Source organism: Variovorax pasteuri (assembly GCF_051216435.1).
Lineage (GTDB): Bacteria > Pseudomonadota > Gammaproteobacteria > Burkholderiales > Burkholderiaceae_C > Variovorax.
In genome coordinates, this window is the sequence record NZ_JBPJZS010000008.1 from 177,841 (window position 1) to 200,733 (window position 22,893).

The 22,893-nt window shown below is 68.7% G+C and carries 23 protein-coding genes; 10 read left to right on the plus strand and 13 right to left on the minus strand.

Features of this window, described 5'->3' with window-relative positions:
* Positions 1–45: 45 nt before the first annotated feature.
* The gene (locus tag ACSFBM_RS25785) at positions 46–840 is read right to left on the minus strand and encodes a LuxR C-terminal-related transcriptional regulator (protein WP_435440231.1); all 795 of its coding nucleotides are present in this window, start codon (positions 838–840) and stop codon (positions 46–48) included.
* Between the two features lie 383 nt (positions 841–1,223).
* Between ACSFBM_RS25785 and ACSFBM_RS25790 the strand changes: the two genes are divergently transcribed.
* The 8 genes from ACSFBM_RS25790 (at position 1,224) to ACSFBM_RS25825 (ending at position 6,818) form a co-directional block, all read left to right on the plus strand.
* Positions 1,224–1,913: a hypothetical protein gene (locus ACSFBM_RS25790; RefSeq protein ID WP_435486946.1), complete on the plus strand. Its 690-nt coding sequence runs from the start codon at positions 1,224–1,226 to the stop codon at positions 1,911–1,913.
* 77 nt (positions 1,914–1,990) lie between these two features.
* Positions 1,991–2,938 carry a hypothetical protein gene (locus ACSFBM_RS25795; RefSeq protein WP_435486947.1) on the plus strand — a complete coding sequence of 316 codons (948 nt, stop codon included), beginning with the start codon at positions 1,991–1,993 and terminating at the stop codon, positions 2,936–2,938.
* A gap of 16 nt (positions 2,939–2,954) precedes the next feature.
* On the plus strand, positions 2,955–3,293 hold the full coding sequence (locus ACSFBM_RS25800; protein ID WP_435440234.1) for a hypothetical protein: 339 nt from the start codon (positions 2,955–2,957) through the stop codon (positions 3,291–3,293).
* 58 nt (positions 3,294–3,351) lie between these two features.
* The gene (locus tag ACSFBM_RS25805) at positions 3,352–3,858 is read left to right on the plus strand and encodes a hypothetical protein (RefSeq protein WP_435486948.1); all 507 of its coding nucleotides are present in this window, start codon (positions 3,352–3,354) and stop codon (positions 3,856–3,858) included.
* 137 nt (positions 3,859–3,995) lie between these two features.
* The gene (locus ACSFBM_RS25810) at positions 3,996–4,283 is read left to right on the plus strand and encodes a GIY-YIG nuclease family protein (RefSeq protein ID WP_435486949.1); all 288 of its coding nucleotides are present in this window, start codon (positions 3,996–3,998) and stop codon (positions 4,281–4,283) included.
* Entirely contained in the window at positions 4,280–4,741 is a 462-nt protein-coding gene (locus ACSFBM_RS25815; protein ID WP_435486950.1) for a MarR family winged helix-turn-helix transcriptional regulator, read from the plus strand. Before ACSFBM_RS25810 ends, ACSFBM_RS25815 begins: the two co-directional genes overlap by 4 nt.
* A gap of 62 nt (positions 4,742–4,803) precedes the next feature.
* The gene (locus ACSFBM_RS25820; RefSeq protein WP_435486951.1) at positions 4,804–5,397 is read left to right on the plus strand and encodes a DUF2239 family protein; all 594 of its coding nucleotides are present in this window, start codon (positions 4,804–4,806) and stop codon (positions 5,395–5,397) included.
* Positions 5,394–6,818: an MATE family efflux transporter gene (locus ACSFBM_RS25825; RefSeq protein WP_435486952.1), complete on the plus strand. Its 1,425-nt coding sequence runs from the start codon at positions 5,394–5,396 to the stop codon at positions 6,816–6,818. Before ACSFBM_RS25820 ends, ACSFBM_RS25825 begins: the two co-directional genes overlap by 4 nt.
* A gap of 21 nt (positions 6,819–6,839) precedes the next feature.
* On the opposite strand, the gene ACSFBM_RS25830 is transcribed toward ACSFBM_RS25825, so the two are convergent.
* Positions 6,840–7,316 carry a VOC family protein gene (locus ACSFBM_RS25830; protein WP_435440240.1) on the minus strand — a complete coding sequence of 159 codons (477 nt, stop codon included), beginning with the start codon at positions 7,314–7,316 and terminating at the stop codon, positions 6,840–6,842.
* Between the two features lie 206 nt (positions 7,317–7,522).
* Here ACSFBM_RS25830 and ACSFBM_RS25835 point away from each other — a divergent pair, with 206 nt between their 5' ends.
* A complete protein-coding gene (locus tag ACSFBM_RS25835) occupies positions 7,523–8,056 on the plus strand; it encodes an HD domain-containing protein (protein ID WP_435486953.1) in 534 nt (177 codons plus the stop codon).
* On the opposite strand, the gene ACSFBM_RS25840 is transcribed toward ACSFBM_RS25835, so the two are convergent.
* From ACSFBM_RS25840 to ACSFBM_RS25890, 11 genes are all read right to left on the minus strand, one after another.
* Entirely contained in the window at positions 8,041–9,537 is a 1,497-nt protein-coding gene (locus ACSFBM_RS25840; RefSeq protein WP_435486954.1) for a flavin-containing monooxygenase, read from the minus strand. The two genes, ACSFBM_RS25835 and ACSFBM_RS25840, sit on opposite strands and share 16 nt — an antisense overlap.
* 9 nt (positions 9,538–9,546) lie before the next feature.
* A complete protein-coding gene (locus ACSFBM_RS25845) occupies positions 9,547–11,148 on the minus strand; it encodes an MFS transporter (RefSeq protein ID WP_435486955.1) in 1,602 nt (533 codons plus the stop codon).
* A gap of 155 nt (positions 11,149–11,303) precedes the next feature.
* The gene (locus ACSFBM_RS25850; RefSeq protein ID WP_435486956.1) at positions 11,304–11,930 is read right to left on the minus strand and encodes a PqiC family protein; all 627 of its coding nucleotides are present in this window, start codon (positions 11,928–11,930) and stop codon (positions 11,304–11,306) included.
* Positions 11,927–13,585 (minus strand): PqiB family protein, encoded by a 1,659-nt coding sequence (locus ACSFBM_RS25855; protein WP_435486957.1) that lies wholly within the window; start codon positions 13,583–13,585, stop codon positions 11,927–11,929. Before ACSFBM_RS25855 ends, ACSFBM_RS25850 begins: the two co-directional genes overlap by 4 nt.
* Complete coding sequence (locus tag ACSFBM_RS25860) at positions 13,582–14,331, minus strand: paraquat-inducible protein A (RefSeq protein WP_435486958.1); 750 nt, start codon at positions 14,329–14,331, stop codon at positions 13,582–13,584. Before ACSFBM_RS25860 ends, ACSFBM_RS25855 begins: the two co-directional genes overlap by 4 nt.
* Entirely contained in the window at positions 14,328–15,005 is a 678-nt protein-coding gene (locus tag ACSFBM_RS25865) for a paraquat-inducible protein A (protein WP_435486959.1), read from the minus strand. Before ACSFBM_RS25865 ends, ACSFBM_RS25860 begins: the two co-directional genes overlap by 4 nt.
* Before the next feature lie 20 nt (positions 15,006–15,025).
* On the minus strand, positions 15,026–16,483 hold the full coding sequence (locus tag ACSFBM_RS25870; protein ID WP_435486960.1) for an MFS transporter: 1,458 nt from the start codon (positions 16,481–16,483) through the stop codon (positions 15,026–15,028).
* Complete coding sequence (locus tag ACSFBM_RS25875) at positions 16,483–17,697, minus strand: multidrug effflux MFS transporter (RefSeq protein ID WP_435486961.1); 1,215 nt, start codon at positions 17,695–17,697, stop codon at positions 16,483–16,485. Before ACSFBM_RS25875 ends, ACSFBM_RS25870 begins: the two co-directional genes overlap by 1 nt.
* A 59-nt stretch (positions 17,698–17,756) precedes the next feature.
* The gene (locus tag ACSFBM_RS25880; RefSeq protein ID WP_435486962.1) at positions 17,757–19,088 is read right to left on the minus strand and encodes an LLM class flavin-dependent oxidoreductase; all 1,332 of its coding nucleotides are present in this window, start codon (positions 19,086–19,088) and stop codon (positions 17,757–17,759) included.
* A 10-nt stretch (positions 19,089–19,098) separates the two neighbouring features.
* Complete coding sequence (locus tag ACSFBM_RS25885) at positions 19,099–19,956, minus strand: CmcJ/NvfI family oxidoreductase (protein WP_435486963.1); 858 nt, start codon at positions 19,954–19,956, stop codon at positions 19,099–19,101.
* Positions 19,957–19,978: 22 nt separating this feature from the next.
* The gene (locus ACSFBM_RS25890; RefSeq protein WP_435486964.1) at positions 19,979–20,776 is read right to left on the minus strand and encodes an SDR family NAD(P)-dependent oxidoreductase; all 798 of its coding nucleotides are present in this window, start codon (positions 20,774–20,776) and stop codon (positions 19,979–19,981) included.
* Positions 20,777–20,997: 221 nt separating this feature from the next.
* On the opposite strand from ACSFBM_RS25890, the gene ACSFBM_RS25895 reads away from it, so the two are divergent.
* On the plus strand, positions 20,998–22,857 hold the full coding sequence (locus tag ACSFBM_RS25895; RefSeq protein WP_435486965.1) for a M48 family metallopeptidase: 1,860 nt from the start codon (positions 20,998–21,000) through the stop codon (positions 22,855–22,857).
* Positions 22,858–22,893: the final 36 nt, after the last annotated feature.

A 22,893-nucleotide genomic window follows, 5' to 3' on the forward strand; every position in this document is an offset into this window, starting at 1 on the left:
GAAAGTGCGGTAGGAAAAGGACCTGCTGCGCGAACATGTCATGCCCTACAAAAGACCGCGGTGGGAGGCAAAGCTCACCGCTTGCGCCCGGGTGTGGGCGTGCAGCTTGCGGTAGATGTTCTTGACGTGTGCGTTAACCGTTTGTGCACTGATGGTGAGCTGAAGTGCGATCTCTTCGGTCACATATCCCGTGGCTACAAGTCGCAACACTTCGCGCTCCCGCGCCGATAACGTCGCCTTGCTGTCGGGCGGGCGCACCGGGTTGACGTTCGAGCGCTTGTGGTCGAGGTGCACGAGCAGCCGTCGCGCCAGCCGCGGCGTGATGGCTGCCCCGCCGTTGACCACCTGCAGCACGGCCTGCGCATAGCTCTGGAACCAGGCGTTCTTGACCAGGTAGCCCGAGGCGCCGAGCTCGAAGGCATGCAGCACCTGCGGTTCGTCCTCGAGCGCCGAGATGACGATGATCTCGGCCGCGCTGCGGTGCCGCTTGGCCTCTTCGATGAGCTCGAATCCGCTGCCGTCTCCGAGGCGGATGTCCACCATCAGCACGTCGAATTCGTGCTGCAGCAGCAGGCGCCGTCCTTCGCGCAGGGTACCGGCCTGCCCTTCGAGCTGGATGCGCAGGTCGCCCAGCAATTCCTGGGCGATGACGCGCCGCACGAAGGGGTCGTCGTCGACCAGCAGAACGCGCACCGGTTTGGTCTGCTGGCCGGTCAGAAAGTCCGGCCAGGGAAGGGTGTCGGCGGACGGTGAGAGCAGCCCTCCGAACTGTCCAGGATTGGAGTATTTAGTTCCCCTGGCTCCGACGTCTGTCAACGAATTGTCGATTTCGCTTTCCATTCCAGCCCCTTTGTAACAACGAGAACACCGTGTTCGTGACCAAAAGTTAATTCATTTCTACTCAGATATTTACTTTCAGCTTTTTTGATTACTTCGGTTGCATTTTGTTGCGACTCACCTCAAATGTCCAACGAAAGTGGTAGTTTTTACAGTGTTGGTCGCGTGGGGAAGCGGTTTCTGGTGACCGTCCGCAACCGCTTCAGGCACTCCTTTCGCCATAGCCTGGCATTACCCAGCCTGGGGCATTTTTCATTGCCAGGTGGACGCAGAAACTGCACCTCGGTCGTCACGGAAGCGTCTTTTTCCGCGGCACTGACCGGTAGCTGATGGCCGGATGGTCCGGTTGATCAGGTTTGTTTCAACACACCTATAGAGGCAGCATCATGAAGAAGACTCTCATCGCCATCGCTGTGGTTCTGGTCGGCGGCGTTGCTTCGGCAACTGGCAGCTCGGCCATCGCGGCCACCAGCACGACGACCGGCTCCTCCAGCTCGGCCGGTTCGTCGGCGGCCAGCTCTGGAACGGGCAGTGCATTGAGCTACAACGCGGCCAACTCCAGCTCGGCGGCCAACGCCGCTGCCACGGGCGGCGCATTCGCCGTTCCGGGCCTTGCGCTCGGCGGTGCCACGGCGCACGGTTCCGCGACCACCGCGGGCAGCGTGACCAGCATGGCTGCGACAACGGGCAACGCTGCGGCTGCGGGCGGCGCCAATGCCTCCGCCAATGCAACCTCGCTCGGCAACGCCAACTACGCCGCGGGCGGAGCCAACGGCGTGAGCGGCAGCGCAGGTGGCGGCGCCGGCTCGCTCACCAACAACACGGCCGCGACGGCAGCAGGACCTGGCGGCGGCCTGGCCGTGGTGACGCGCACCTCGGGCACCACGTCGAGCTACAACGCCTCGTCCGGCGCCGTCAACGGGATCGTCAACGGCACCACGACTTCCGCCACCGCGGGCTCGACCGGCGGCTCCAGCGGCGTGGCCAACTTCCACTTCGGCAATGCAGCGACCTTCAGCAATGGTGGCGGCACCACCGGCATCGCGTTTTCCAACGCAACCGCATCGGCTCCCTGAGCGGCATGCGCATCGGTTGCTGAAGCAGAAATGGGGAGGGGCCCCCGCCCCTCCCCGGTCATCAAAGGAGACGAAAAATGAAGAAGCTGATTCTCTTTGCGTTGCTGACGGTGTCCGCGGCGACCATGGCGCAAACGACCAACAACGGCGGCGCGAACAACGGGGCGTCCAGCACGGCCTCCACGTCGGCCCAGGGTAACAACCAGGCCGTGACGTTCACCAGCCCCGGCACCGTGAACTCCACGTTGACCAGCACGCAGAACGTCAACAACAGCGGTGCCACCACGAGCACCGTCGACTACCAGGGCAGCTACACGATCAAGAACGTGCCGTCGGTCAACGGGCCCAACCTGACCACCAGCAACGACACCTGCATGGGCAGCACCAGCGCGAGCGCGAACGGCCCGGGCGTCGGATTGAGTTTCGGCACCACCTGGACGGACGAACACTGCAAGCGCCTGAAGATGAGCCGCGAGCTCTGGAACAAGGGCATGAAGGCCGCGTCGCTCGCCATGGACTGCATGGACGCGGCAGCCCAGGCCGCGCTGGAGATGACGGGCACCAAGTGCCCGCAGTCGATGAGCGCGGACGAACGCGTGAGCGCCTACGGTCCGCAGGCCTCGTCCGCTGGTGCGCCCCCCTCGGCGCCGCGACCGGTGGCGGTGACCCCCGTGGCGCCGGTGGCTCCCCTGGCTCCGGCCCCGGTGGCGCCTATCGCTCCGCCAGCCCCGGCGGCGCAGGCACCACAGCCGGTGCAGCAGCCCGTGGCCGCCATCGCGCCACCCGAACCGGTCGCCTTGCCGGGCCCCGTGCCTGCGACGGCACCGTTGCCCGCGCCGCCTGCGCCCATGGCCGAAGCGGCGCCCGCGACGCAGGTTTCCGAGGTGAGCATGATGCCGGTCGCCAGCGCCACCGTGACGGCCATCGACCCGACCGACGTTGCCGCCATTCGCGCCGCCCGCCTGCTGGGCGAGCCGGTCGGCGACGTGGCGGCCGCGCCGCGGTCGACGGCCTACCCGCAATGACCGCCAGGAGTCCAAGATGAACCGGACCCTGCGCTTGTGGACGGCGGCCTGTTGCCTGGCGACCCTGGCAACGGCCGCGGCGGCTGCCCCGCCGCCCACCTACGTGCTGCGCGTCGAGCGGATGCCCATGGGCAGCGGCCTGCAGAACGCACGAGGCACCGACAACGCCGAGCCGGTCGGCGACCTGGGCGTGTGGCACGTGCCCCAGTACATGCCGGGCTACCCGACCTCGGCGACGATCTGGCCGCGCGTGGTCATCATCCAGTGCGCGACCGACCTGTGCGCGGGCTACGAGGTCACGCCGGAACTCGGCCGCGGCGAGTACCTGTTCTTCGTGCCGGCCCAGCAGAAATAGCGCACACCGGCCGCACGGCACGCGCCCCACGGGGCGCGCCTTGCCGTACCCTTCGCGCATGACCTCCCTCGCGCGCGTCCTGCGCGGTCTTCTTCGCGTCATTGCCACGGCCCTCGTCGTCCCCCTGTTGCTGTTCGAGGAATGGGGATGGGAGCCGCTGGCGGCGCTCGTGGCGCGGCTGTCCCGACTCCCCTTCTGGGCGGCCCTCGAAGACCGCCTGCGGCGCCTGCCGCCCTGGGGCGCGCTGCTGGCGTTCTTCGTGCCGGTGGTGTTGCTGCTGCCGGTCAAGGTGCTGGCGCTCTTCCTGTTCGGCAACGGGCATGCCGCCACCGCGCTGACCGTGCTGGTGCTGGCCAAGCTGGTAGGCACGGCGCTGGTTGCGCGGATCTTCCAGCTGGTCGAAGGGCCGCTGATGCGCATTCCCTGGTTCGCGCGCTGGTACCCGCGCTGGAAGGCATGGAAGGACGGCGTGTTCGCGCTCGTTCGCCAGAGCCGCCCTTGGCGGTTGGTGCGGGCGATCAACCGGCGCATCTCGCGCGGCTGGCGGCGGCTGCGGGAAAGTTGAGCGCCTTATTTTACCCGGGTATATTGCACATTCAATTTTGCCCGGGTAATATTCGACGGATGAATCTCTCACCCGAAGCCCGACGCGCCCTCACACGCCATTACAAGGACAACGTGCGACCGGCTGGCGTCTTCGTCGTGCGCCATCGACCCGATGGCCGCATCTATGTGTCCGGCAGCCTCGACGTGGAAGGCGCCATGAACCGCGCGCGGTTCGAGCTCAACCTGCGCTCGCACCGCAACAAGGCCTTGCAGGCCGACTGGCTCGCACATGGCGCCGGTGCCTTCGACTTCGAAGTGATCGACCGGGTCAAGGAGCGCCCGGAAGACCCGGCCTTCGACCGCGCCGCCGAGCTCGAAAAGCTCCTGGCGCTCTGGCAGGAAGAATTGCAGTGCTTCGGCGCGCAGGGCTACAACACGCCATGAACGCCCAGAACGCCATGAATGACATCGACGCACTCGACTTCTGCCTGACCCTGGCCCGTGCCCACGCCCAGCTCAACCGGAGGCTCGACGAAGACCTTGGCGCGTTCCACGGCTTGAACTTCAGCGACTTCACCCTCCTACACCTGCTGATGCGCGCGCACGACGCCCGCCTGCCCCTGGACCGGCTCGCGCACACCCTGGGCCTGCCGATGTCCGCGCTCATCCGCCGGATGGTGCTGCTCGAGAAGACCGGGCTGGCCGAACGCGTGGCCGGCCCCGAGGCGGACCCGCGACGCCACGCGGCCTTGCGCCCCGGCGGCCGGCAGTTGGCGCAGGGCGCGGTCGCCACCGTGGAGGCCCACTGCAGGGAGGCCTTGCGGCCGATCGCCGTCGAGCGCCTGCATGGGGCCCGGCAGGTTCTGACGGCCATGTGCGGCGACAACGAGCTGCACGCCTGAGCGCCGCAGCGAGTAGATTACGCACCTCGTTTCGCCCGAACACCGGGAGACAAAACCCCCGAATGTCACCAGACACACCCCCTCTCACCCTGACCGTGTTCTTCGGCTTCCAGCGCGTTGCGCAGGGCAGCAAGACCGACGTGATCGAGCAGCTGCGCCGCCGCGACGACCCCGGCCCGTACCTCGCGTTCGACGACCAGACCGGCGAGCAGCTGGACCTCGACCTGCACGACCTGCACGAGCGGCCGATGTCCGGCCCCTCGGCCGCGCCGCCCCACCGCGCCGCGCACCGTGACGACGCCCCGCGCGGCGTCGGCCGGCCCAAGCTCGGCGTGGTCGCGCGCGAGGTCACGCTGCTGCCGCGCCACTGGGACTGGCTGGGCCGCCAGCCCGGCGGTGCGTCGGTCGCCTTGCGCAAGCTGGTCGAAGACGCGCGCCATGTGCACGCCGAGCGCGACACCGTGCGTGCCGCGCGCGAAGCCACCTACCGCTTCATGACCGCCATCGCGGGCAACCTGCCCGGCTTCGAGGAAGCCACCCGCGCGCTGTTCGCCGGCGAGGCGCAGCGCTTCAATACCCTGATCGAACCCTGGCCCGCCGACCTGCGCGTCCACTTGCAAAAAATCTCGGCCGCCGGCTGGAACACCCCTTCATGAGAACAACCACCGAAACCACCGGCAGCAGCACTGCCGGCCAGAGCGGCCTGCAAGGCACGCCCGTGTCGCCCGTCAATGCGTCGCGCCCGCTGTGGAAGGTCTTTCTTTTCTTCCTGGCGCCGATGCTGCTCAGCAACATCCTGCAGTCGCTGTCGGGCACGCTGAACAACATCTACGTGGGGCAGATGCTCGGCGTGCGCGCGCTGGCGGCGGTGTCGAGCTTCTTCCCGGTGATGTTCTTCTTCATCGCCTTCGTCATCGGCCTGGGCGCGGGCGCCTCGGTGCTCATCGGCCAGGCCTGGGGCGCGCGCGACGTCGCCAAGGTCAAGGCCGTGGCCGGCACCACGCTGTCGGTGGGCATCCTGATGGGCCTGCTGATCGCGGTGTTCGGCGGCGTCTTCACCACGCCGATGCTGGCCATGCTGGGCACGCCGCCCGACGTGCTGGCCGACTCCACGCGCTACGCCCGCATCATGCTCATCGCCATGCCGGGCCTGTTCGTGTTCCTGATGTCCACCGCCATGCTGCGCGGCGTGGGCGACACCATCACGCCGCTGTTCACGCTGGTCATCTCGACGCTGGTCGGCCTGTTGGTGACGCCTGCGCTGATTCGCGGCTGGGGCGGCCTGCCGCAGCTCGGCGTGGCCAGCGGGGCCTGGGCCACGGTGGTGGCCTTCGTGATGGCGACCCTGTGGCTGGGCTTTCGGCTGCGCCAGCGCAAGAGCCCGCTCGCACCCGATGCGGAGTTCTTCCGCAACCTGCGCATCCAGCCGCAGTTGCTGAAGGCGGTGCTCCGGATCGGCGTGCCCACGGGCGTGCAGATGATCGTGGTGGCACTGGCCGAGGTGGTGCTGCTGTCGATGGTCAACGGCTACGGCTCCAACGCCACGGCGGCCTACGGTGCGGTGAACCAGGTGGTGGCGTACGTGCAGTTCCCGGCCATTTCGATTGCCATCACCGCGTCGATCCTCGGCGCGCAGGCCATCGGCGCGGGCCGCGCCAATCGCCTGGGCGCCATCGCGAAGACCGCGCTGCTGATGAACCTGGTGCTTACCGGCGGCCTGGTGCTGCTGGGCTACCTGTTCTCGCGCCACCTGATGGGCTTCTTCATCACCAGCGCGCCGGTCATCGAAATTGCACAGACGCTGCTGCACATCATGCTGTGGAGCCTGGTGATGTTCGGCATGGCCTCGGCCCTGTCGGGGATCATGCGGGCCAGCGGCTCGGTGCTGGTGCCCACGGTGATCTCCATCTTCTGCATCCTGTGCGTCGAGGTGCCGGTGGCCTACGTGATGAGCCATCGCATGGGGCTGGACGGCATCTGGATCGCCTACCCCGCCACCTTCGGCGCCATGCTGCTGCTGCAGACAGGGTACTACCAGCTGGTGTGGCGCAAGAAGGCGATCCAACGGCTGGTGTAGCCGGCGCGGCACCGGCCGGGATCAGTTTCCGTCGAAGGCCTTGCGCACCTCGGCGATGTCGAGCTTGACCATCTTCATCATCGCCTGCATCGCGCGAGCGGCTTTGGCCGGATCCTTGTCCTGGAACATGCGGATCACCGGCGTGGGCGCCACCTGCCACGACACACCGAAGCGATCGGTGAGCCAGCCGCACTGCACCGGCTGGCCGCCGCCTTCGAGCAGCTTCTCCCAGTAGCTGTCGACCTCGGCCTGCGTCTCGCACCTCACGTACATCGAGATGGCGGGGGTGAACTTGTACTGCGGCCCGCCGTTGAGCACCATGAACTCCTGCCCGTCGAGTTCGAAGGTCGCGGTCAGCAGCCGGCCCTTCAAGGCGGGGTTGGCGTCGCCCCAGAGCAGCGTGTCGGTCACGCGCGAATCGGGAAAGATGGCGCTGTAGAACTTCACCGCGTCTTCACCGTTGCCGTCGAACCAGAGACAGGGAACGATCTTCTGCATGGGGTCTCCTTTGCTTTGAAATGAGCCGGTCCCTTCGATCTCACGGTTTCGCATGGCGTTTGTCAACCCGCGGCGACGGTGCAGTCTTCATGCGCCGTCCGCACACGCGGCGCGCCAGCCGACATCGGCGATGCGCCAGGGCCGCCTTGGCGCGCGGTGCGCAAAGGCAGAATGGAGAAAAGCAAAAGCACAACACCGCATGACCCTTGCCTCCAGCAACCCCGCCCAAGTTCCCCCCCCCCGCTGACGCACGTGCCTACGCCATCGCGATGCACGGCGACCAGAAATACGGCGCGCACCCCTACGCGCACCACCTGGACGCGGTGGTGGCGCTGCTCCAGCCCTACGGCGACAAGGCCCAGGTCATCGGCTACCTGCACGACGTGGTCGAGGACACCGACGCCACGGTGTCCGAAGTGCAATCGCGCTTCGGCGACCTCGTCGCCCGTTGCGTGTCGCTGCTGACCGACGCACCCGGCGCCAACCGCAAGGAGCGCAAGGCCAAGACCTATGCGGCGCTCGCCCAGGTGACCGGCGACGAGGAACTGGCGCTGCTGGTGAAGGCCGCCGACCGGCTGGCCAATGTGCGGGCCTGCGTGGCCGACGGCCACCGCAAGCTGTGGGACACGTACCAGGGCGAGCACCCCACCTTCCGGGCGGCGGCGTTCCGCGCGGGGCAATGCGATCCGCTGTGGGCGGAGCTCGACACCCTGCTTTCTCCCGCTCACGCGCCGGCTTGAGCCGGGCGCGGGCGCCGCGGGTTCGAGAACGTCATCACCCCGTCGTCCACCGCACCGAAGCGCAGGCTCAACAGGTCGCGCACGTAGTTCTGGTGCACGCGCCACGGGGTGCGCGAACCCTGCTTCGGAAACTTGCCGACGGCGCGCGTCACATAGCCCGACGAAAAATCCAGCCACGGTTGCGGCACCAGCGCGGCGCCTGTGTTGCGCGCCGTGCATTGCGCCCAGCCGTGCTTCTCCATGTGGTTGAGCAGCCGGCAGACGTACGCGCAGGTCAGATCGCTCTTGAGCGTCCATGAGGCGTTGGTGTAGCCGAACGACGAGGCCAGGTTGGGCACGTCGCTGAACATCATGCCCTTGTAGTTGAAGGTGTTGGCGGGGTTCACGGCGACGCCGTCCACTTCGAGCTGCACGCCACCCAGCACTTCGAGTTCGAGACCCGTGGCCGTCACCACCAGGTCGGCCTCCAGTTCCTTGCCGGATTCCAGCCGGATGCCACGCGGCGTGAAGGTGTCGATGCGGTCCGTCACCATCGAGGCCCGCCCGGACTTGAGCGCGGCGAACAGGTCGCCGTCGGGCACGAGGCACACGCGCTGGTCCCATGGGTTGTAGCGCGGCGTGAAGTGCCTGCCGACGTCGTAGCCCGGGCCCATCGCGTGCCGCACGCCGCCGACGATCAGCCGCTTCACCCGCTGCGGCCGGCTGCGCGCGAGGCGAAAGAAGAACATGCCCAGCAGCACGTTCTTCCACCGCGTGATGCCGTACGCGAGCCTCGCGGGCAGAACGCGCCGAAGCCGGTTGGCGATCGGGTCCTCGGCCGGACGCGCCACCACATAGGTCGGCGAGCGCTGCAGCAGCGTGACGTGCGCGGCGGTCTTCGCCAGCGCGGGCACCAGCGTCATCGCGGTGGCACCGCTGCCGATGACGACCACGCGCTGGCCGCTCGCATCGAGGCCTTCGGGCCAGTGCTGCGGGTGCACGATGCGCCCGGCGTAGCTGGCGGCGCCTTTGAATTCGGGCGTGTGGCCCGCGTCGTAGCGGAAGTAGCCGCTGCACAGGAACAGGAAGTTGCAGCGCAGGCGCAGCGGCAGCCGCTCGGGCCCGATTTCGGCATCGACGCGCCAGCAGGCCTCGGCCGTGGACCACGAAGCGCGCACCACGCGGTGGTTGAAACGGATGTTGCGGTCGACACCATGCTGCGCCGCCGTGTCGCGCAGGTAGTTCAGGATGGCCGGCCCGTCGGCGATCGATTTCGGCTGCGTCCAGGGGCGAAACCGGTAGCCCAGCGTGTACATGTCGGAATCGGAGCGCACGCCGGGGTAGCGAAACAGGTCCCAGGTGCCGCCGCTGCGCTCGCGCCCTTCGAGGATGAGGTAGCTGCGCCCCGGACATTTCTCCTGCAGGTGGCAGGCGGCGCCGATGCCCGAGAGGCCCGCGCCGACGATCAGCACATCGACGTGTTGTTCTTCCTGCACCGGCATGTCGTCTCCTTATGTCTTGCCCGGGCCTCCCGCAGCAGGGCCGCCCCGGATCATCAGCCACGCGCTGGCTGCGCTCAGCACGGCCAGCCCGGCGCCCAGCAGCATCACCCACCGGAACCCCGCCACGAACGACTCGGCCACCGCGCGCTTGAGCGCGGCGGCGGTGGCGGCATCCACGCCCGGCGGCACCCCGGCGCCCGCCAGCTTGCTGCGCTCGCCTTCGAGGAACGCCGACACCTGTGCCGACGCACCCATGTCGCGCAGGTGGCCGGCCAGCGCCATGTCGAACGCCCAGGCCATGATCGCGCCGAACACCGCGATCGCCAAGACCGCTGCCGCGCGCGACACGGCGTTGTTCACGCCCGAGGCCACGCCCGCAAGCTCGGGCCCGACCGCGTTCATGACCGTGGTCGTCAAGGGCGCCACCGTCACCGTCATGCCGAAGCCCAGCACCACCACGGCCGGAAAGAAGCCGCTCCAGTAGCTCGCGCCCACGCCCGGCACCGCGAACAGCGCAAAGCCGACGGCGGCAATGGACGGCCCCACAACCAGCGGCATGCGCGGCCCGAAGCGGTCGACCAGTTGCCCGGCCCAGCCCGAGAGCGCGAACATGATGAAGATGAACGGCAACAGCGCTGCGCCGGCCACCGTGGCCGAGTAGCCCTGCACCTGGATCAGGTTGAGCGGAAGAAAGTACAGCGCACCGCCCAGCGCCGCATACAGCAGCAGCGTCAGCAGGTTCGCGCCGCCGAAGTTGCCGATGCGCAGCAGCGCCAGAGGCAGCATCGGCGCGCGCACCTTGCGCTCGGCCGCCATGAAGCCCGCGCTGCCCGCCACGCCGACGGCCAGCGCGGCGAGCACCGCCGGCGACCGCCAGCCCTGCGTCGGCGCCTCGATGAAGGCATACACGATGCCGCCGAGCCCGGCCGTCGCCAGCAGTGCGCCCCACAGGTCGAGCCCGCCGCTGGCCGAGGCACCCCGGCTTTCGGGCACGTGCCGCCACACGATCCACAGCACGCCCAGCGCCATCGGCACGTTGATGAGAAAGGCCCAGGTCCAGGAGAAGTGATCGACCAGGAAACCGCCCAGCACCGGACCCACCGCCGCGGTGATGCCACTGAAGCCCGACCAGGTGCCGATGGCCTTGCCGCGCTCCTTCTCAGGGAATGACGCGCTGATGAGCGCCAGGCTGCCCGGCACCAGCAGCGCCCCGCCGATGCCCTGCACTGCCCGCGCCGCGATGAGTTGCTGCACGCTGACCGAGAGCGCGCAGGCCACGGACGACACGGCGAAGATGCCGCCCCCGATCGCGAAGATGCGCCGGCGCCCGTAGTGGTCGCCGAGCGCGCCACCCACCAGCAGCAGTGCCGCCAGCAGCAAGGCATAAGACTCGACCACCCATTGCGCCTGGAAGGCCGTGGCATGCAGGTCGGCCTGGATGGCCGGCAGCGCCACGTTGACGACGGTGCCGTCGATGAAGGCCATGCTGGAGCCGACGATGGCCGCGGCGAGCACCCAGGGTCTGGCGGCCTCGGGGCATGTGGTTTCCTCGGCCTTGGAGGCATGCAGGATCAGCGTTTCGTCGCACGGCGCCTTGCCGACCTGTGCCATGGGGGCTCCTTGGTGGGGGATTCCTGCCTTGCTCCTTCCCCTTTTGGGGGAAGGTTGGGATGGGGGCAGCCCTCCAACGATACGCCGCTCTTGTTCCAGCGCCGGCATGCCCCCACCCCGGCCCTCCCCCGGAGGGGGAGGGAGAAAGAAAAAAATCAGGAAGCGCAGGCGCTCGCCGACGGATTCGCCCGCGCCGCAGCCACGCTGCGCGCCATGGCCGCCGCCGCCGCCGCGGTCACGCGCTGCGCTCCTTGCGCCACCGCGTCCATCCCCCCACCCACGGCTTCGCCAAAATTCATCTGGCAGACCACCGTGCGCGCCTCGTCCGAGCGCCGCAGCGTCCAGCTGAAGCTCGCATCCACGCGCGCGCCGTCGACCGCATCGAACTGGCGCAGCTGCACCGCGATGCGCCACACCGGCTGCGAGGTCTGCCGCCCGCCCTTGGTCACGTCGAGTGCGCCGAGCCGCGCGGAGATGCCGCTCGACAGCGCATCGCGCAGTTCGTTCTCGAACGACGAGGCCCAGCGGTGCTGCTCCAGCACTTCCACCTGCACGCTGCCGTTGGGCTGGCGCACCACCATCTGCGGACGCGCGAAGCGTTCGGGCACGGCCACGGGCGCCAGCTCGATGTAGAGCGGCGCGGCGCCGCCGAGCGTGGAAGGCGCCGCATCGGCGGCGGCCACGGGGCTGGCCAGCGTGTAGTAGCTGTCGGGCTTGCTGGCGCAGCCGGCCAGCACGGCCACCAGCGCGGGAATGGCCAGGAATGCGAGGTTCTTCTTCATTTCTTGTCGTCCGGTTTGCCGCGCAGCAGCGACTCGGGGTGGCGCTCCAGGTAGTCGGTCAGCACGCGCACCGAGCCCGCGGCGCGCGTCAGTTCCTGCAGCGTCTGGCGCATGTCCTGCTGCAGCGGCGAGTCGTCGGCCAGCGTGCGCTCGGCCGTGTTGACGGTCTTGCGCACGTCCTTCATGGCGGCGGCCAACTCCGGCGTCACGTCGTTGTTGATGCGGGTCACGGTCTGCTCGGCGCTGGTGAGCGTCTTGTTGAGCATGGCGAGCGTGGTGCGCAGGTCGGCGGCAATCTGCTCGTAGGGCACCTTGTTCAGCTTGGTGGCTATTTCCTGCACCTGCGACTGGATCTCGTCGAGGCTGTTGGCCACCGTGGGCAGCTCGATCGGGTTCTTCGTCACGTCGACCTTGACCGCCGGCGCCTTCGGGAAGAAGTCGAGCGCCACATAGACCTGGCCGGTCAGCAGGTTGCCGTTGCGCAGCTGGGCGCGCAGGCCCTTCTCGGCCAGGAAGCGCAGCCGCTCCTGTTGCGTGGCGCGCGACTCGGGCTGCCCGGCACCCGGGACTTCGCGGCGCCGCAGGCGGTCGGGGTACACCTGCACCAGCACCGGCATGCGGAACTCGCGCTCGGCGCGGTCGAACTCCACGCCGATCGACTTGACCTCGCCGATCACCACGCCGCGGAAGTCGACCGGCGCGCCGGGCGCCAGGCCGCGCAGCGACTGGTTGAAATACATCAGCAGGGTTTGCGATGGCCCGTCGGGCTCCTTCATGGCGGTGGCCTCGTCCTGCGCCAGCGCGAAGGACGCGTTCTCCGTGGCGATCGGGCCCATCACGCCCTCGGGCGCCTGGAACGCGATGCCCCCCAGCAGGATGGTGGCCAGCGACTGGGTGCGCAGCGTGAAGCCGCTGGCGCTCAGTTGCGCGTCGATGCCGCTGGCCTGCCAGAAGCGGGTATTCATGCCCACGAACTTGTCGTAGGGCGCGTTGACGAACACACGCATGGTCACGCCGCGCCCGTCGCCGTCCAGCTCGTAGGCCGCCACCTGGCCGACCTTGATGCGCCGGTAGTACACCGGCGAGCCCACGTCGAGCGAGCCGGTGTCGTTGGCGCGCAGCAGAAACTGCTTGCCAGAGTCGTCGCGCGTGACGATGGGCGGGGTTTCCAGCCCGGTGAACTCGCCCGCAGTTTCCTTCGACACGCCCGCGTCGGCGCCGATGTAGGCGCCCGACAGCAAGGTGTTCAGGCCCGAGATGCCCGAGGTGTCCAGGCGTGGGCGAACCACCCAGAAGCGCGAGTCTTCGGCGGTGAAGCCCTCGGCGTCCTTGTTGAACTGCACCAGCACGCGCACATGCGAACGGTCGCGCGCCAGCCGCAGGTGGGTGACCAGGCCGATCTGCACGTCCTTGTACTTGACGGCGGTCTTGCCGGCCTCCAGGCCCTCGGCGGTCTTGAAGGTGAGCACGACCTCGGGGCCGCGCTCCATCAGGATGCGCGCCACCAGCGTGATGCCGACCAGCGCCGCCACGATGGGAATGAGCCAGATCAGCGAGGGCAGCCATTCGCGCCGTCGCGCCACGCGGGGCCTGGGCAGCGCCGAAGGTGCCGGCTGCGGTGCCGGTTTGTCCTGGGGTTGGTCTTCTTCACTCATGCTGGTTTCCGGTCTTTGTTGTCATGTGCATGCGCACTGTCCCTGTCCTGAAAGTCGGCCTGCGCCTGCCTGCTGTCCCAGGTGAGCTTCGGGTCGAAGCTCAGCGAGGCCAGCATGGTCAGCACCACCACCGCGCCGAAGGCCGCGATGCCCACGCCCGCGGTGATCACCGCGAAGCCCTGGATCTGCACCAGCCCGGTCAGCAGCGACACCACGAACACGTCGAGCATCGACCAGCGGCCGATGACCTCGATGATGTGATACAGCTTGGCCCGCTCGTGCTGGCGCCAGGTGCTGCCGCGCTGCGCCGTCACCACGAGCAGGAAAAGAACCGCCAGCTTGAACAGCGGCACCAGGAAACTCGCGATGAAGACGATGGCCGCCAGCCCGTAGGCGCCCGACACCCAGAAATAGATGACGCCACTCAGGATGGTGTCGTACTGCGCGCCGAACAGCGTGCGCGTGATCATCACCGGCAGCAGGTTGGCCGGGATGTACATCACGCAGGCCGCAATCAGAAAGGCCCAGGTGCGCGTGAGGCTCTGCGGCTTGCGCGTGTGCAGCCGGGTGCCGCAGCGCCCGCAGGCGTCGCCCTCGTGTGCGTCCTGCCAGACGACGGCACAGTGCCGGCAGGCCGTGAGGCCGAGCGCGGCCGCGGTAGGCACCGGCGCGTCTTCGTCGTCGATGTCCTGGGTTTCTTCAGGCGCGCGCGATGCCCGCTGGCGCAGGAAAGCGAACAGCTTCATGACGCTGCCCCGTTGTCTTCGGTGCGCGGCTCGCCGGCCTGGCCGTCTTCCGGGCCCTCTACCTGCCCCTTCGGGCGAAACGTCATCCCCCAGAACGCACCCGGGTTGAACGACAGCACCGTCGTCAGCAGGACCGTCAGCGCCATGAAGGCCCACAAGGCCGGCCCCGGCACCACCGTCGCCATGCTGGAGAGCTTGACGATGGCCACCAGCACACCGAGCAGGAACACCTCGATCATTCCCCAGGGCCGCAGCGACTGCATGGACCGCACCAGCAGCGCAAAGCCCAGCGGCCGCCGCTCACGGCTCAGCGGCACCAGCAGGTAGGCCAGGATGCACAGCTGCAGCAGGGGAAAAAGAATGGTCGTGGCCAGCACCAGCAGCGCCACCAGGGACATGCCCTCGGCGCTCAGCGCCACCACGGCGCCGGCCAGTGTGGTCTGGCTGGTCAGGCCGCGCAGTTCGATCTCGACGATGGGAAACAGGTTCGCAATGGCGAACATGATCAGGCTCGCCACCGTGAGCGGAAGAATGCGGCGCTCCTGCTGGCCGGGGTGCCGGTCGAGCTCCGTGCCACAGCGCGGGCAGCGTGCGACGTCGCGCGGATGCAGCGGCGCGCGGCTGTAGACCGCGTCGCATCCCGGGCAGACCACGGTGTCGGGTACTTCCTTCATGGGTGGGTACCCTAACCCATTCAGCCGCCGTGGCTTGTCGTCCGAAGGCGCAGCGTGCTGAAGACCGCCGCCACCGCCGCGCAGCTGGCGGCCAGCACCAGCGCCACCACGGGGCCGTGGCCGCCATGCGGACTCCAGAGGCTGAAGACCGCCGCCAGCACCACCGCGCCCAGCGTCTGCCCGGTCAGCCGGGCCGTGCCCAGCATGCCGCTGGCCGCCCCGCTGCGATGCGCCGGCGGCGAGGTCACGATGGTGTGGTTGTTGGGCGACTGGAACAGCCCGAAACCCAGCCCGCACAGCGCCATGCGCCAGGCGATGTCGGCATTGCCCGGGTGCGCCGGCAGCGCCGCCAGCAGCGCCAGGCCGGCGGCCAGCAGGCCCAGCCCGATGCCGCCCAGCAGCCCGTCGGGATAGCGGCCGATGAGCCGGCCCGCAATCGGCGCCATCACCACGATGGCCAGCGGCCAGGCCGTGATGAGCAGCCCGGCCTCGATGTGGCTGCGCCCGTACACCTCCAGCAGCAGGAACGGCAGCGCGATGTAGGCCAGCATCTGCGCGCAGAACGCGGCGACCGAGGTGCCCATGGACAGTGCAAACACCGGAATGCGCAGCAGGTCGACCGGGAACAGCGGCACCGCCTGCTTGCGCTGGCGCTGCAGGTAGATGAAGCCGACCAGCACGCCCGCCAGCAGGATGCCCCAGGCCGAAGCCTGCGACCCCGCGGCGCCCTGCACCGGCCCTTCGCGCACGCCCAGGCGGTCCACGCCCAGGAACACCAGCGAGAACATCAGGATGTTGAGCGTCACGTCGACCGGCGAGAACCGCAAGCCCGCCGCGGGCGCCACGCGGTTGAACGGCAGCGCCCGCATGCCCAGCGCGAAGGTGATGATGCCCAGCGGCACGTTGATGGCGAAGAGCCAGGGCCACGAGGCCACCGACAGGATGGCCGCCGCCACCGAGGGCCCCGCCACGGACGAGGTGGCCACCACCAGCGAATTGACCGCCATGCCCTTGCCCAGCTGCGACGACGGATACACGAGCCGCACCAGCGCCGCATTCACGCTCATGATGCCCGCCGCGCCCAGGCCCTGGAAGGCGCGCGCCGCGATCAGCGTGCCCAGCGAGTTGGCAAAAGTGGCCGCCAGCGAAGACAGCGTGAACACCGCCATGCCCACCAGGTACACGCGCCGGTAGCCCACCAGGTCGCCCAGGGACGCCAGCGGCAGCAGCATCACCAGCGTGGCGATCTGGTAGGCGTTGACCACCCAGATGGCCTGCGACGGGCTGGCCTGCAGCTCGCGCGCGATGCCCGGCAGCGCCAGGTTGACGATGGTGCCGTCGAGCACCGCGACGATCAGCCCGAGGATGATGACCAGCATCGCCCACGCCCGCTCCGGCTGGGCCAGCCCGTCGATGTGCCTGGACTTGGGGTTGTCTTCGGTCGCCGGGAGCGCGGCGCCTGCGCGTGCCGTGTTCATCAGGCTTGCTGTGTCCTTGGTGTGGTTCCGGAGCGCACGCCACCCAGCGTGAGCCAGGTCAGCACCCCCGCGATCAGGGCGCCGGCGGCCATGCCGGCCACCATCGGCAAGGGGCGCCCGTCGGTGAAGAAGCCCACCACCGCCATGGCCAGCGCGCCCGTGAGCATCTGCAGCGTGCCCAGCAGCGCCGAGGCCGTGCCGGCGATGGCGCCGTGCATTTCGAGCGCCAGCACGCCGGTGGTCGGAATCACCAGGCCCATGAAGCCCGAGGCGATGAAGTACAGGACGATCAGCACCCAGATGCTGTCGCCGCCCGCCGCGAAGTAGATGAACATCGCGACCATGGCCGCCCCGCAGCACGCCACGCCGAACTTGACGATCTTGACCAGGCCGAAGCGTTCGCCCAGCGCGCCGGTGAACTGCGAGGCCGCGATGAAGGCCGCCGCGTTCACACCGAAGGCCACGCTGTACAGCGCGGGCGACAGGCCGTAGTGGTCGATCATCACGAACGAGGAATTGGCCAGGTAGGTGAAGAAGCCCGCCATCGCGAAGCTGCCGATGAACACCAGCCCGAGGTAGTGCCGGTCGCGCAGCAGCAGCCCGTAGGCTGAGAGCGCGCTGCCCAGGCTGCTTTCGACGCGCTGCGACGCGGGGCGCGTTTCTTCGAGCAGCCTGACCGTCATGGCCAGGCCCGCGACGGCCGCGATGGTCACGGCCCAGAACACGCCGCGCCAGCCGGCAAAGGCAATCACCACGCTGCCCGCGAGCGGCGCGAGGATCGGCGACACGCTGAACACCAGCATCAGCAGCGACATGAGCCGCGCCGCGTCGGTACCCGTGTGCAGGTCGCGCACCACGGCGCGCGGAATGGCCATGCCGGCGGCGGCGCCCAGGCCCTGGACGAAGCGCAGCACGATCAGCGTGTGGATGTCGGTGGCCAGGGCGCAGCCCACGCTCGCGAGCGCGAACAGCACCAGCCCCACGTACAGCGGAGGCTTGCGCCCGAACATGTCGGAAACCGGACCGTAGAGCAGCTGGCCCGCGCCCAGCGACAGAAAGAAGGCCGTGAGGCTCATCTGTACCGCGCCGATGTCGGCATGCAGGCTCTGCCCGATGGCCGGCAAGGCCGGCAGGTACATGTCGATGGCGAAAGGCCCGATGGCCGAGAGCAGGCCCAGCAGCAGGGCCATCTTGAAGAAAGGAGAAGAACGCATTGCCCCGATTGTCGCCAACGGCGCCGATCGGTGCAGGCGTGGGGGCTCAGCCCGCGTGGCTAATTCTGTTCGAAGAATCGGTTGCCCGGACGCGGCAAGCCGAGGTTCTCGCGCAGCGTACGACCTTCGTACTCTCGCCGGAAGATGCCGCGGCGCTGCAGCTCGGGCACCACCTTGTCGACGAAGGCGTCGAGCCCGCCGGGCAGCCACGGGAACATCACGTTGAAGCCGTCGCAGCCCTCGGTGGCCAGCCATTCCTGCATCTGGTCGGCAATGGTCTGCGCCGTGCCGACGAAGGCCAGGCCGCCGTAGCCGCCGAGCCGCTGGGCCAATTGGCGCACCGTGAGCCCTTCGGTGCGGGCCAGCTCGACAACGCGCGCGCGGCCGCTCTGGCTGGCGTTGGTCTCGGGCACCTCGGGCAGCGGGCCGTCGGGGTCGAACTTCGAGGCGTCGTGGCCCAGCGCGATCGACAGCGAGGCGATGGCACTGTCGTAATGCACCAGGCTGTCGAGCTTCGCGCGGATGGCGCGTGCTTCGTCCACCGTGTCGCCGACCACGACGAAGGCGGCCGGCAGTATCTTCAGGTGGTCCGGGTCGCGGCCGATCGCGCGCATGCGGCCCTTGATGTCCGCATACAGGCTGCGCGCCGCCGCCAGGGTGCCCGGCGCGGCGAACACCGCCTCGGCCGTCTCGGCCGCGAGCTGGCGCCCGGCTTCCGAGGCGCCGGCCTGCACGATCACCGGCCAGCCCTGCACCGGCCGCGCGATGTGCAGCGGCCCGCGCACCGATAGGTACTTGCCCTTGTGGTCCAGCACGTGCAGCCTGGCCGGGTCGAAGAAGCGGCCGCTGTCCACGTCGCGCTCGAAGGCGTCGTCGGCCCAGCTGTCCCACAGGCCCGTGACCACGTCGTAGAACTCGCGGGCGCGGGCATAGCGCTCGTCGTGTTCCATGTGGTCGTCGCGGCCGAAGTTCAGCGCCGCGTCGGGGTTGGAGGTGGTCACGATGTTCCAGCCCGCGCGGCCTTCGCTCAGGTGGTCCAGCGAGGCGAAGCGGCGCGCAATGTGAAACGGCTCGTCGAAGGTGGTCGACGCCGTGGCCACCAGCCCGATGTGCCGCGTGTGCTGCGCCAGCGCCGACAGCAGCGTGAACGGCTCGAAGGAGGTCACCGTGTGGCTGCGCTGCAGCGCCTCGATGGGCATGTTCAGCACCGCGAGGTGGTCGGCCATGAAGAAGGCGTCGAAGCGCCCGCGCTCCAGCGTCTGTGCCAGTTGCTTCAGGTGCGCGAAGTTGAAGTTGGCGTCGGGCCACGCGCCCGGGTAGCGCCAGGCGCCGGTGTGGATGCTCACGGGGCGCATGAAGGCGCCGAGCCGAAGTTGTTTGCCCGTGCTCATTCCCCGGTCCTCATTTGCCTTGGGGCCAGAACACCAGCGCACGCAGCTCGATGCTGCGGCGCGCCGGCGCCTCGCGCGCGCCGTTCGGGTCCTCGAACGCGGTGTGCGCCGTGAAGCGCGCGACGTCCTCGCGCGAATCGAAGATCTTCAGCAGCAGCACCTCGTCGGGCCGCAGCCGCGGAAACCAGTACCAGCGATGGTTCGGGTTCCAGGTGAACGAACAAGTCTCGCCCACCTTGTCGGGGTAGACCAGGTCGCTGGGCACCAGGTCGTTCGGCGAGATGGTGCGCGCGTCGCACAGCGCCAGTGGCAACCGCTCCACCGTGGCCAGCGGGCGCCACAGGTTGACGATGGCAAACCGGTGCTTCAGGCGCGCCTCGGCTTCTTCGGCCGGAAGGTGGTCGCGCACCCGGCGCAGCGCGGAGGCGGGGGTCTGGTCGTTGTGCACCCGGCGCACCGGTTCGCGCAGGTCGGGCGTGCCGCGCGCGCCTTGCGCGCTGTCGCGCAGCGTGTGGTCGAACACCACGATCTTCTCGGCCCCCGTGACGTCGCGCAGCAGCGCCTCGGCCTCGCGGTAGTAGATGTCGCGGATGGTCGCGTCGTGCGAAAAGTCGGCCACCACGCTGCGGTGCGCAAGCTGGGTGAAGCCGCTGCGCTCGAGCGAGAGTTCGTTCAACGCCACCATCGGGCGGCCGTCGCGAATGGTCACGCGGCGCGGCTCCAGTTCGCCGGTGACCCAGGGCGTGCCGGGCGGCGGCTCGAAGGTGTAGCTCACGGGCCGGCCCTGCCCTGCCTTCAGGTAGTTGAGTTCGGCCTCCACTCCCGGCAACGTTGCAGCCAGCATCTGGCCATTCGATCCGACGCTCATGCGGCGTGACTCCTGAGAATTCTCAAAACGGCTCCTTGAACGGCCGCAGGTCGAGTTCCTGCGTCCATGCGCTGCGGTGCTGCACGTGCAGCTGCCAGTAGCTTTCTGCGATGGCCTCGAGCTGCAGCAGCCCGTCATCGCCGGCCTGCGCCACGCGCTGCGGCGCACCGGCGCGAAGCCTCTCGCCGTCGATGCCGCCGTCGATCACCACGTGCGCCACATGAATGCCCTGCGGTCCGAACTCGCGCGCCAGGCTTTGGCTCAGCGAACGCAAGGCGGCCTTGGCCGCGGCGAAGGCCGCGAACGGCGGTTTGCCGCGCAGCGCTGCGGTGGCGCCGGTGAACAGCAAGGTGCCGCGCGGCCCGGCGCAGGCCGGCTCGAAGCTGTTGGCCAGCAGGCCGTCCAGCGCCTCGCGCCCGAACACGAAGCCGCCCAGCGCGCTGGTGCGCCAGGCCTGGGTGAATTGGTCGACCGAGAGCTCCAGCGTCGGCGCGCGCACCGCGCTCGCGGCGTTGAAGATGGCCACTGTGAGTGGGCCCAGCGCCCGCACCTTCTGCGCAATGCCATGGATCTCGGCCTCGCTCGCCACGTCGCCCGCGAAAGCCAGGGCCCGACCGCCGGCCGCCGCGATCTCGCGGACCACGGTGTCGAGTTGCGCCTGTGTGCGCCCGGTCAGCGCGACAACGAAGCCTTCGGCCGCGAAGCGCCGTGCCAGTGCGGCGCCGAGCCCGGCACTGGCGCCGACACCGGCGATCCATGCGACCGGCGACGGCGCTGAACTGGAAGAAGAAGCGGAGGGAGTGACGGAGGTGACAGCCATGGATGAGCGCGAAGGCTATACCTGCGCCCCGGGGCGTGGAACGACGCAAAAGCGATAACCTTATTTGACGACTGGTCGACGCGAAGGCCCGCTTGACGCGTCCCGCCCTTCGGCTTACGGCATCGCCGATTTCGCTTCGGCGCCAACGGCGGCTACGCTATCGGCTTGCCGGACCGCTTCCATAACAGCCCAAAGCAATCGCTTTCCAGGAGGAGTTACCCATGGCCATCGCCCGAACGATCCATGCCGATCTTTTTCGCGTGTTCCTGCTGACCCTGGTGTCGCTCTTCGCCATTCCGGCGGCGACGCTGGTCTTCACCGAATACGCACTGCGCTCGCAAGACACCGAATTCCTGCAAGCCATCGAAAAGCGCATCGCCTCGGATGCCCGCCTGTCCGCCGATGAAAAGGCTCGGACGACCGAGTTCTACCGCAGCCACCAGCTCTCCAAGGCCTGCGACGCCACCGCGCCCGAGGACAGGAACTTCCATGACAAGGTGTGCAGCCCCTACTCGATGCACTGGCAGTTCCACTGGGCCGACCGTGCCGCCATCTGGACGCTGGCGCTCGGCGCGGCGCTGCTGGCGGCAGCCCTGGTGCTGGGCGCGCTGGCCTTCGCCAACCGGGGCCTGCGCTATGCCAGCTTTGTCGCGGGCTGGCGGCTCATGACGGTGTCCAGCGCGGTCGAGGTGGTGCTGCAGAGTTCGATGCTGGTGTGGCTCTCGTTCTGGCTCACCGCCTACTTCTGGCAGAGCTACTACGTCAAGCTGATCGCCATTGCCGGCATCGCCGCCGCGGCGGCCGTGTTCTATGCGGTCTACACGCTGTTCAAGAAGCTCCCGTCCATCAACGCGATCGACGGCGAACTCATCGCCGAGGCCGATGCGCCGCGCCTGTGGGAGCGCATCCGCCAGCTCGCCGGCCGCGTGAAGACCGCGCCGCCCGACCAGATCGTGGCGGGCATCGACACCAACTTCTTCGTGACCGAAGCGCGCTGCGAGGTCGGCGGACGCATCCTGCAGGGCCGCACGCTGTTCGTGAGCATTCCGCTCTTGCGCGTGCTCGACCAGTCCGAAGCCGACGCGGTGCTCGCGCACGAGCTTGCCCACCTGGGCGGCGGCGACACCCGCAGCAGCGCCGCGCTGGGCCCCAAGCTGCGGCAGTTCGACCTGTACACCTGGAACATGCGCAGCGCCGGCCTGACCATCGTGGCGCACTACCTGCTGCGCCTCTACCGGATGATCTTCGAGTTCGCGCTGGCGCGCGACAGCCGCGAGCGCGAGTACAAGGCCGACCGCGTCGCTGCGAGCCTCACGGCCCCCAGCGCCATCGTGCAGTCGCTGATCAAGATCTCGGCCTACGCCAGCTACCGCAACGACGTCGAGCGACAGCTCTTTGCGCAGAACCGCCAGCACGACGGCGCGCTGGGCATCGCGGGCTTCGTGGCCTCCGGGCTGCCGCCCTATGCCAGCTCGGAAGCGTTCATCGAGACGATGAAGACCGCCGACGTGCCCCACCCCTTCGACAGCCATCCTCCGCTGCTCGAGCGCATGCGCAACGTCGACCACCATGTGCCTGAAAGCGCCTACGGCGTCATCGTCTCCACGGTGCCCGAGGCCAGCTGGGCCGACGACATGGAGACCGCCGCCGCCATCGAGCAACGCCTGTGGAGCGAGTACGAGCAACGCTTCGTCCAGAACCACGAACTGAGCCTGGCCTACCGCTACGAGCCGGCCACGGAGGAAGAGCGCGCCGTGGTGCTGCGCCACTTTCCGCCGGTCACGTTCGCGCTGAAGAACGGCGGGCACATCGAGATCGATCACGAGGGCCTGCACCCGAGCGCCGACGGCGGCTCGTCGATCCCGTGGGACGAGGTGAAAGGCCTGACCTACAAGGACAGCAGCTTCGGCGACACGCTGGTCGTGGCCCACCACGACAAGGGGCTGCTGGGCGCGCGCACCACCAAGGTCAAGCTGGGCGGACTCGGCAAGCAGAAAGACAACTTCAAGGGTGCGGTCGGCCGCTACTGGCAGCGGCACCAGATCATGAGGGCGCAGCAAAACGAACAAACTGCCTCATGATCCAACCGGCGCCCCAGGCGCCCCACCTGTCACCGG